The sequence below is a fragment of the Haematobacter massiliensis genome, from assembly GCF_000740795.1.
Lineage (GTDB): Bacteria > Pseudomonadota > Alphaproteobacteria > Rhodobacterales > Rhodobacteraceae > Haematobacter > Haematobacter massiliensis.
The window spans coordinates 21,050-30,952 of record NZ_JGYG01000023.1; the positions used below are offsets into that span (position 1 = coordinate 21,050).

General features: G+C 61.9%; 8 protein-coding genes. 3 read left to right on the forward strand and 5 right to left on the reverse strand.

Annotation, left to right across the window (positions count from 1 at the left end; genetic code table 11):
* Positions 1-10: 10 nt before the first annotated feature.
* From virD4 to CN97_RS18555, 3 genes are read right to left on the reverse strand one after another with little or no spacing between them, the layout of a single operon-like run.
* Positions 11-2,347 carry a type IV secretion system ATPase VirD4 gene (gene virD4, locus CN97_RS18545; protein WP_051911441.1) on the reverse strand — a complete coding sequence of 779 codons (2,337 nt, stop codon included), beginning with the start codon at positions 2,345-2,347 and terminating at the stop codon, positions 11-13.
* An 11-nt stretch (positions 2,348-2,358) separates the two neighbouring features.
* On the reverse strand, positions 2,359-4,767 hold the full coding sequence (locus tag CN97_RS20015) for a relaxase/mobilization nuclease domain-containing protein (protein ID WP_051911442.1): 2,409 nt from the start codon (positions 4,765-4,767) through the stop codon (positions 2,359-2,361).
* Positions 4,764-5,195, reverse strand: a complete 432-nt coding sequence (locus tag CN97_RS18555) for a DNA mobilization endonuclease VirD1/MobC family subunit (RefSeq protein ID WP_035714702.1) — start codon at positions 5,193-5,195, stop codon at positions 4,764-4,766. Before CN97_RS18555 ends, CN97_RS20015 begins: the two co-directional genes overlap by 4 nt.
* 674 nt (positions 5,196-5,869) lie before the next feature.
* Here CN97_RS18555 and CN97_RS18560 point away from each other — a divergent pair.
* The 3 genes from CN97_RS18560 to CN97_RS21340 are packed head-to-tail and all read left to right on the forward strand — an operon-like array spanning position 5,870 to position 8,388.
* On the forward strand, positions 5,870-6,589 hold the full coding sequence (locus tag CN97_RS18560) for a nucleotide-binding protein (protein ID WP_035714704.1): 720 nt from the start codon (positions 5,870-5,872) through the stop codon (positions 6,587-6,589).
* Positions 6,589-7,326, forward strand: coding sequence for a VirC2 family conjugal transfer protein (locus tag CN97_RS18565; RefSeq protein ID WP_035714707.1), 738 nt, complete (start codon positions 6,589-6,591; stop codon positions 7,324-7,326). Before CN97_RS18560 ends, CN97_RS18565 begins: the two co-directional genes overlap by 1 nt.
* 15 nt (positions 7,327-7,341) lie before the next feature.
* A complete protein-coding gene (locus CN97_RS21340) occupies positions 7,342-8,388 on the forward strand; it encodes an SOS response-associated peptidase (RefSeq protein ID WP_282916228.1) in 1,047 nt (348 codons plus the stop codon).
* Positions 8,389-8,661: 273 nt separating this feature from the next.
* Here CN97_RS21340 and CN97_RS18575 read toward each other — a convergent pair whose 3' ends face one another.
* Positions 8,662-8,949: a hypothetical protein gene (locus CN97_RS18575; RefSeq protein ID WP_035714710.1), complete on the reverse strand. Its 288-nt coding sequence runs from the start codon at positions 8,947-8,949 to the stop codon at positions 8,662-8,664.
* A gap of 57 nt (positions 8,950-9,006) precedes the next feature.
* The coding region (locus tag CN97_RS18580; protein ID WP_455423165.1) for a DUF932 domain-containing protein at positions 9,007-9,903 on the reverse strand (897 nt) is incomplete at its 5' end.

Below are 9,903 nucleotides of genomic sequence, written 5' to 3' on the forward strand. Positions count from 1 at the left end.
GGGGCGTTCTTCAGATCTTGGGCTCGGTGCGCTTACTATTTTCCGCGCCTAAAACATTCAGCCTTTTCCTTAGATCACTTGCATTGGACTTGCCGATGATAGAAGCGGCCGGTGTGTCTTGCTCGACAGGCCGAACCTCCGGCGCGTTTTGCACCTCGCCCGCTCGCATGTCAGACGTGCTTTCCCGATTCCGGTTTGCCTGTGCAAGACTATTCGCCTTGTCTCTCCACGCAGTAAGATCGCCCAACAAAGAACCTTGGCGCTTCTCAATAGCGTGCAGCCGGCTCAGGACAGATTCTTCATCCACGGCCTCTGGTAGGCTTGTTGTCGGACGGTTGGGGTCGTTGACTGGCTTGGCTGTTTCCATGCCTGCATTCGATTCAGGCGTTTGTGAGGACGGATGGTGTTCCTCGCCCTGTTTTTCAGGAGATAAGACGGGGGTTGTCTCTGCCTCCCGCTCGGCCGGTGTCGTGTTGGCAACCGGCGTGGCCTTGGGTTCTTCCGGCGCAGCCGGCACAGCTTCCGCAGGTGACTCCTGAACGAACGCTGCGGGTGCCGGCTCCGGGGCGGGTGCGGTCTGGCTGTCTTGCGGGTAGAGCGGCAAAGAGGCGGGCGCTGGCGGATCGCGCGGCGGATCATCCGGCGCAACCGTGGATTCCTCCAAAGCCGGCGGCGGATCGTTGTAGAGCGAAGGCGGCTGCGGATGCGGGCCAGTCTGGCTCTGGTAGATATTCTTCAGATAGCGGTCACGGTAGTATTCCACCCGGTCCGCGATGATCGGCGGCATCCCCTGAACCAGAACGACGATCTTGTTCTTGGGCAGCATCCGCACCTGCTCGGCGCGCAAAAGACGTGCGCCTTCTTCCCGCTCCTGCCAGTTGCTTCCCATTTCGTTCGAGCGCCAGGACTTGCTGCGGCTCTTGCGGGTGAAGTCACCGATGGCCCGCGAGATGTATTCGGGTGTGTCCTCGTCGGCCGGAGCCATGAACAGTTGCAAACGGCAGTTGGCAAGGAAACCCGACGCGCCTTCCTTGCCGTAAAGGTCGCGCAGGCTGGCGATGCTCTGCACCACCAGCATGACGCGGCCGCCAAACCCGCGCAGGGTCGTGATGGCGGTTGCCAACACGTCCATGCGGCCCAGGGACACGAACTCGTCCAGGAGCAACAGGACAGGGAACTTCTCGTCCTTCTGCGGCATCGAGGCTTGCAGCATGGCGATGGTCTGCTGGAACATCAGGCGGATCAGCGGTGCCAGCGGCACAAGGTCGTTTGGCGAGACGATGATGAAGATCGAGGCCGGGTCGCGGCGAAGATCATGGATGCCGAAGTCGGAAACCTCCGTCGCCTCCCGCACGGCCGGATCGGCCCAAAGGCCAAGGCCGCCGTCCAACAGGACGGACAGGTAGGAGCTGAGGATGCGGCTTTCCATGCCGGCCATGCGGTTGAAGATCGTCTTGGCCTCAACGCTGTCCACCTCGGCCGCCAGACGGCGGAACACGTCCGCCGCCTCCCCCGGCGTGGCATAGAAAGCATCATAGACGGCGGCGATGGTCGGCGTGCCGCGCTGGATGGCAAGGATGGCCCCTGCGGCAAACACGTCGCGCGCGCCTTCCAAGAAGCCTTCGCCGTTGCCCTTGGCGATGATGAGACTGGCGGCCAGCCGTCGCGCCTCGGTGAAGCGGCGGCGTTCGCGGGCGCTGACCACATACATGAGCGGGTTATAGCGGTGGGTCTGGCCGTGATCGTCATAGGGGGCAAACTTGAACACGCGGTCGCCCAACTCCTCGCGGCGACGGGCGGTCAGGTTGTAGTTCTCGCCCTTCACATCCAGACAGAACACGGAGCCTTTGTAGGTCAGGAGCGTGGGCACCACGATCCCGATGCCCTTGCCGGAGCCGGTTGGCGCGGTGATGATGCTGTGAGGAATTTCCTCGGTGCCGGGGCGCGTGGACAGAAACTCCGCACGGCTGCTCGGACTGCCCAGCTTGCCATAGATCGGACCAAGGATGTTTGCGGTGGAAGCCAGAAGCTCGGACCGCTTCAGGTCGGCTTTCGTGGACCAACGGGCCGTGCCGTGGCTGCTCAACGGCTTCTTGAAGCCGATGGCGGGCACAAGCACCGTGAGCGCGGCCATGACGCCAAGGCCGATATAGAGGGCCATGCGGAAGGGTTCGCCAAAATAGCCGCGCGTCCAGGGTGCGAAGTCGAAAACGCGCAGCACCTCGATGTTGGCAAGATCCCCTCCCGTCTGCCACGTCACGTATCCGCTGGCAGCAACGACGCCCAGCAAGGCCCCAAGAAGAAGCCCGCCACCGGCGAGCTTTGCGATTTCCGTTGTCTGTGCCATGCCCTGCCCTTTTACAACCCGTGGCCGCTATCGCGGTCCTTGCCCTTGGCCTGTCGCGCCGCAATGTCGCGTTCGGCCTCGGCCATGCGTTCGGCACGGTCGGCCAGCTTCTTGTCCTCGGCGGTCACTGCACGGGGCTGCTGCGGTGTCGGGGCCGCATCCCCTGTTCTGCCTTCTGCGGTGTCCGTGGCACGTTGGGCATGACGGGCGGCAATCTCACGTTCGGCCTGCGCCATGCGGTCGGCGCGGTCCAGTTGAGCGGCCTCGCGCAACAGTTCGTTCGTCCGCTCGACGGGAATTTGCCGATCGTTCGGACGCACGTAGCCTTCAGGCGGGCGGTAAATGTCGGTCGCCTGATCCCAAGCAGCGGAAGCGACGGCGGCATAGGCAGGCGACTTCGCGGCGAAGGAGCGGAATGCGGCCTCGGCATTTCTTACCTGCTCCTGGCCCTCGGCACGCGCTTGCGGAGAGTCCGAGTATCCATAGTTAAAATCGGTCTTGGTGAAGCGATCACGCAAGATGCGGATCAACGTCATGTCCACTTCGCCGGAGCGATCGACGCTCACAGGTGTGCGGTCGGCCTGCGGCTGGCGCTCGTCGGCCTTGAAAACAGCACTGATTTGTTCGGGGGACAGGCTGCGCTTGTCCGCCGCAACATATCCGGCAGGCGGGGTGGCATTGCCCGCGGCCTCGTCCCATGCCGCCGATGCGACGGCCGCATGATCCGGGGAGCGGCTGGCAAACTTGCCAAGAGCTTCGCCTGCGGCGGCAACTTGAGCGCGGCCGCGACGATAATCTTCGCTGGAATCCGAATTTTGGTGCGTCCAATCCACGGCACGGAACTGGTCGCGCAATTCTCCCACTTCCGCCACCGAAATCCCGACCGATGCGCCCGTGGCCCGCTCGTTGGCCTCGCGGTAGATGCGTTGGATTGCCTGATGCGCCTGCGCCAAGGCGGCATTGCGCTGCGACGGCGTTTCCTCGGGTTCGCCGCGCTGGCTGCGGGACATTTCCCGTTCCTGCGCCTCGGAGGCGGCATACTGCTGCGCCAGCCCGCGCGACGGGGCTTCGCCGGAATAGCGGGCCACCATGGCGATGCCGTTCAGTCCGGCACGTTCGGCAAGCTGCTCGACCTGGCGATCCGCCTGCCCTTTAATCTCTGCATAACGCGCGTCGTAATTGTCCTCACGCATTCCACGATACTGCCCATCGGGGGCCGGTTGCAGGAACGCCCGCAGGGCGTCCCGCTCGGGCATCGACGGGGCAGCCTCTGCCTTCAACTCTGCAATCTGACGTTCGAAACGCACACGATCAGCACCGGCGGGAATGTCCGCTACCGTTTGATCCATAGAGGTGAAGTTATCACGCACCGTCGTGCGCGCCTGTTCAAGGCGTTCTGCCATAGGGGAAAGATCCTTCTGGGTCAGGGTCGTTTTGTCGTGATGGTCGGGAGTAATCTCCATGCCGTGCGCCAACCGTTCGGAGGCGGTGCGGAGCAAGGCGGAAAAATCCGGATCGGTGGCTTGCAGAGCGGTTGCGTCCGCTTCCATCCGGCGCGCGTGATGGACCAGGGCGGCGGCCGCCCGGATCCCGCTTTCTTCGGTGTGGGACGGAGCCACCGGCTTGCGTCCTTCGGCCTGCGCCCGACGATACTCCGCATCGGGCACGGCCCGTTCGTGGACGCCACGGGTCAGGCGCGGGGTCGCCTCAAGGTCGATCCCGTGCTCTCCGGCCACGCGCACATGCACGTCGCGGAAGGTCTGGTAATTGAACTCGCTGCGCTTGGAGACGGCCAGCCACGTTCCGTTGTCCATCCCCCGCCGATGAACGATGACATGGATATGCGGGTGATCCTTGTCCGTGTGGAAGGCGGTGTAATAGTCGAAACGGTCGCCCCCGAAATTACCGGAGCCGAACATTTCCTGCGCCCATGCCCGTCCCGAAGCTTCGGCGGCGGCGGGATCTGTCCCGATGGGAAAGCTGACCACGAAATGCGACGTGCGATCGGCCTTGCCGCCTTCCGTGGGCATCTGCCAGCCGCGCGCCATGGCGACGGCTTCCTCGGCGTCGATCTCGACGCCCATGTATTCCTCCGAACGACGAAGGGGCAGATCGTCCTGACGACTCAGATAATCCATCTGCGCCATCAGTCCCCGCGCGGTGGATGCACCCCCGCCCCTGACCATCTTGACCATGGATTGCGGGTTGATGCCGGGCAGTATCTGGGAGGAATAGGCAGCACCGCCAGGCGCAACGTCCCGCTCATGCGCGGCCTTCAAGGCCACCTGCATTTGCAGCATCCGGCCGCCACGGCCAAGCTTCACCTCGGCCCAATCTTCGCCCATGACCGCATCCAGCGCCGAAAGGAAGCGCGGGGCTTTGCGGGCATTCGCCAGAAGATCGGGGACGTGAATGCTCACTTCTGGGCCGCTTTCTTCAACCGCTCGGCCCCGTCAGACCGTCGCTTGTCGATGTCGAAAAGGGCCTGAAGGTAGGACTGGACCCGCGACAGCTCCTTCCCGAGACGCTGCCGCTCCTCCATGAAGGCGATGAAATCCGGGTCCGTGGTCCGGTTCGCGGCCTTCGCGATCTGGTTCACGTTGACGGCGATGCCCCGAAGCTGGCGAGAAATGTCGGCGAGATGGGCAACGGAGGCCGCATCTTCTTCGAGAAAACCGCCCACCTGACGGGCCATGATCCGCAGGGCACGGTTCCGATTGATCCCCAAAGCGTCGATCTGAGCGTCGAAGTCAGCCAACTCCGCCTCCGTCAGACGCACCGAAATCGTCTTGTTGACGGTTGCCTTCGACACCACCGCAGCGGGGTCCGTCCACTGACCGCCAATCATGCGGCGCTTCTTCCACGGCTCTTTTTGCTTTTGGTCGTCGCTCATGGGCGGGGGCCTCGGGGGTGGGTTTCGATACCTATAGCACAATGTTCTACATTTGCATATATCCTGCCGCTTACTTAAACCCACCCCTAGGATAAAACTTGCTGACGCAGGAAGCTCCACTTGAGGGTCGCCACGTAGGGCGACCCGAACCCTTCGGATATGTGCTGAGAGTGACAGAGAGGAGTTGTGAGAGCCCTCCAGCCATCCTCAGGTGGGTAGAGGGCAAGCAGCCTCCTGACGGCCCTGGGAGGCCGCGCTGTGCGCTTCCTTCATTCGAGGGACCATAGAAGGAGCGGGACAATTGGACTGACTGGACTGAAAGCCTGCCAAGCGGCAAACAGGCACCATGCGGGACATTAGGGCTGAATGGACTGTATGGTACAATAAGGCCGAAGGGCCTGAGAGGCACGACAGGACCGTGAAGGACGAACGGCCCATCAAGGACGATTGGTCCTTTAGGTATGCTTAGCCTGAGAAAGCTTTCCGGACTATCCGGACCTAATGGCCTGTTGCATCTTTCAGGCACTAAAGGCACACTATAGCTGTTCGGCCTGTTGGGGCCGTTTGGACCAAGTGGCCCGTCTGGACTTTTAGGAACACGCAATGTTCGTGGCTAGGGAGAGAGTGACATGAAGCTGGTAGCGTTTACCTCATTCAAAGGTGGAGCCGGTAAATCCACGTCCCTCATGTCGTCCGTATCGGGGCTGGTGCAGGCTGGGAAGAAGGTCGCTCTTTTTGAAGCCGACCAGAATGACCCACTTTCGACATGGCAGACCAATGCGCGGGCGATTGGAACTTGGGATGAAAGCTGCCAGATTTACGATGGCTCCGAACTCGATGTATTCATCCCGAACATGGAAAAGGCCGAACAAAATGGCTGCGATATAGCTCTTGTCGATATGCGTGGCGGCGATTCGGAATTGAACACGGCAATTATAGCAAACGCTGATCTTGTCCTTATTCCTACGTCTCTCACGGCGATGGATATTGACGGTGCAATATCAACATTCCAATTCCTGCTCAACTTCATGGAAGCCAATGAAAAGGATGTTCCGGCCGCCTTCCTGTTGACGCGCGTGCCTACGGGCCGTCAGTCGGCCGCAGAAAAGGAAAGCTTGGAGATGCTGAAGGAGATGCCGCAACTTTCCGCACGTCTGCCGCAGCGCAACGCTTTTGCAGACATCATGTCGCTTGGCATGTTGCACCTCTACCATCGCGAGCTTGCCGCCGATCCAAACAAGCGCATCCTGGCCGGTCATATCGAAGTCGCCGTGCGGGAAGCGTCCAGGATCTCAAGCGACATACTCGACGTCATCTTCCCTGAACGGCATGTCGCGGAGTCCGCATAATGGCATTTCAACTTCCAAAAGTCGACCATAAGGCCATCTTCAACCAGCACCGCCGTGAACGTGCCATCAAACGCAAAGTCGGCCTCGACCAATCGGCATCGGAGGGGGCTGAAATGGTTCACGATGCGGTGCCCGCGAAGCCAGACACATCGCCACCGGTCGAGAATGTTGCGGTTGCTGAACCGAGGATCGATGTGCCCGAAGCGCCTGCTGAACCGCTCGTAACGGAACAGAAGAGCCTGCCAGCAGATACCGAAAAGACCACAAAGTCCAGAAAGCTCACTCAGACCTTAAAGTCCGAAAGTGCTGCAAAGCCTGGTGAAGCTTCCTCACCGCCTAAACCCTCTGCCAACGCGGATGTGCCCGAACAGGTCGCGGGAGATACGATTAGCCTCAAGATCCGACTGGCGTTTCCTCAAACGGGCCAAAGCCAAACCTATGACAGCTTGGCGGCACAGATCGGCCCGCAACAAGCCGTTCGGATGATTTTCAAGCGGGCGTTCGACGACCTCAGGCAGACACTGAGGAATGACGGAAAGCTGCCGACAGCCACCCCGTATGCCGCGACAAAGGATCGGTTCGTCACCAACAAGATAATCTCGCGGAATGAATGGAATGTCGCCAAGTCCAGCTTGGACCCTGCTGGCATCATGAACCCGATGATGTTCAATCGCACACTCGCGGAGCGGGCCTTGGCCCTGTTCTTTGAAAAGGACCGCCAGACAAACGCCGGATAGGGCAGGGGGGGGACGATGACGGGTATTCATGTCAGTCGTATCGCGGCGGCCAAGGCTCTCGTGTATGCCGCCCATGCCTGCCATCCGGAGGATCGCGAGGAAGCTCTTGTGAGCATCCTCGCCAAGATGTGGGACGGCCCACGGCTGGACGGGTTCACCGATGGGCAACTGGACCAGGCGGCCGCCCTTTGGGCCACGTCTGCGACCGACCGCGTTCTGGACACCTACCTCAAGGCGCTGACGGCCGAGAAGGACCGCCGCGCCAGAGGCGCGGCGGATGTGGCAAAACCGACCCGCAAACCGAACGCGAAACCGGCAAAGCCGGAACCGGCTGTGTCGTCCAGCACTTCCACCCCGAAGCCGAAAGAGTCGTGGCCGCGTGCGAAGGACCGGCCTGCCGTGGAAGGGGCGGAAACAGCCATGTGCAATCTTTACCGGCACACGCGGGCGCAAGATGCGCTGCGAGAGATCTTCCGGGGCTTTTCTGTTGAGGATCGGTTGGGAAACCTGCCTTCACAGGAAAGGATCTATCCCAACGAGCTTGCACCCGTTCTGCGCCATGACGGACAGGAAGGGGACGGGCTGGAACTGGCAATGGCGCGATGGGGCTTGCCAAGCCCCAAGCAATTCCATTCCAAGAACGGCATCGACAAGGGCGTGACCAATATCCGCAACACGGGATCGCCGCACTGGCGGCGGTGGCTCAATCCGCGGTTCCGCTGCCTCGTGCCGTTGACCGCCTTTTCGGAGCCGGTTCACGGCGAAGGAAAAGCGTGGTTCACGCCTGCCGAGGACCGGCCGGCCTTTTTTGCCGGTCTGCACGTCCCGCAATGGACCTCGATCCGCAAGCTGAAGGATGGAGAAACGACTGATGATCTCTATGCCTTCCTGACCACCGAACCGAATGCGGAAGTGGCGAAGGTGCATCCGAAGGCGATGCCGGTGATCCTGACCAGCCCCGACGAATGGGACGCATGGCTGCATGAACCATGGAGCGTGGTGCAGGAGCTGCAACGTCCGTTGCCGGACGGTGCGCTGTCGATGGAGCTTGTGGCCGCCTGAGGAGCCACAAGCTTCACGGTTTTCCAAGGCCGCATGGCCGGTCATGGCGTAATCGAACGGCCTATCAAACGGCGAAGGTCGATGGAGCCTTGTGGGAAACCGATAGGAAGTGCCGCGCAGCGGCCCCGGCGCGGGCAGCGCCGGACGTGGCGCGTCGTGGGCCGGAAGGTCCAGGACGCGCCACGTCAACATGACACCTCGATCGCATGACCAGCCCGAACGCAAAAACCCGCCTCGCGGCGGGTCGGGCATAGAACGGGCAAAGGGGCGGGGTCAGTGGTCCCAATGCTCGCGGCCATACTTGCGGCCCATGATGCTGATACGGGCCTTGTCATCAATCGGGATAAGATCGCGCGTCCGGACCTCGCCCGCCTCGGTGATCGCATAGACGCTGCATGTCACGTCATCGGTGGAAAACCACGGGACCTGAAAGCGCCAGTTGCCGCGCCCTCCTTCGCGGCTCTGAAAGTATCCATGCCAGTTCCGGCATTCGTAGCAACCGGCCCACCAGATCGCGCCATGCGCGCCCTTGGGGATCGTGTCGGGAAATAGATCGTCCATCGCTTCGCCTCCGGTTTGCAGGGGCAGGGGGCGGGGTTCGCCCCCTGCCTGTCGCGCTTAGGCGGCCTTCAGCTCGGCCATGCGTTCCGTGAGCATCCACAAGGCGCGGTTCAGGTTGCGGTTCTGGTCGATGCCTGCAACCTCGCGCACGCTGCGGCGGCGCATGCGGCCGTTTTCATCGCGGGCGTATCCGGTCATGCCGCCCTTGATCGTGTTTTCCTGCACCACGTTGAACGCGGTCCAAAGATCTGTCCCGCGGTCAGCCGTGCGGCGCGGGCGAATGAAGCTCTCGGCCGATACGGGCGCGGCCTTGCCGCCGTCCTCGTGCGCGGCGGGGAAACGCAGGCTGTGCGCGGCTTCGGCCAGGATCGCGCGTTCCTCGTCCTGCAAGGTGATCGCGCGAAATTCCTTCACGCGCTCGGCAATCTCCGGGGCATCCTGCAGAACGCGATACGCGCCTTCGATGACTTCACCAACGGCATTGCCCGAATGACGCACCTTCACTTCGCTGAAGGTTTCGCCCGCCATCAGGCCATTGGAGCAAACAAAGCGGAAAAAGCCGGGAAGCATCTGATAGGCGCTGGTGCCGTCATTGGCGTTCACAAGGATGATCTCGAACGCCTCGCCGTCGCCGTTGGTGATGGAACGGTGGCGCAGACGCAGCATGTGCTTGGTAAACTCGGCCTTGCCCTCAATGCGGGTGCGGGCCTGCTGCGCCATGAAGGGCTCAAAGCCTTCGGCGCGAAGGTTGTTCAGCACGTCGATGGTCGGCACGGGGGCAAAGCGGGCGCTGCGGCTTTCGTGGGCCTCGGCGGCGAAGATGGACGGGACGCGGGCGCGCAAGGCATCGTCGGTCAACGCTTCGCCGCGACCATAGATCGAGCCGCCGTTGGTCATTCCGCGCATGAAGTTCTGATAACCCATAGTCTTTCCTTTCGTGTTGCGGCTGGCGGT

Excerpts from the sequence above, each read along its gene's own strand:
- virD4 (WP_051911441.1), bottom strand. The coding sequence starts at position 2,347 with ATGGCACAGACAACGGAAATCGCAAAGCTCGCCGGTGGCGGGCTTCTT.
- CN97_RS18555 (WP_035714702.1), bottom strand. The coding sequence starts at position 5,195 with ATGATTGGCGGTCAGTGGACGGACCCCGCTGCGGTGGTGTCGAAGGCA.
- CN97_RS18560 (WP_035714704.1), top strand. The coding sequence starts at position 5,870 with ATGAAGCTGGTAGCGTTTACCTCATTCAAAGGTGGAGCCGGTAAATCC.
- CN97_RS18565 (WP_035714707.1), top strand. The coding sequence starts at position 6,589 with ATGGCATTTCAACTTCCAAAAGTCGACCATAAGGCCATCTTCAACCAG.
- CN97_RS21340 (WP_282916228.1), top strand. The coding sequence starts at position 7,342 with ATGACGGGTATTCATGTCAGTCGTATCGCGGCGGCCAAGGCTCTCGTG.
- CN97_RS18575 (WP_035714710.1), bottom strand. The coding sequence starts at position 8,949 with ATGGACGATCTATTTCCCGACACGATCCCCAAGGGCGCGCATGGCGCG.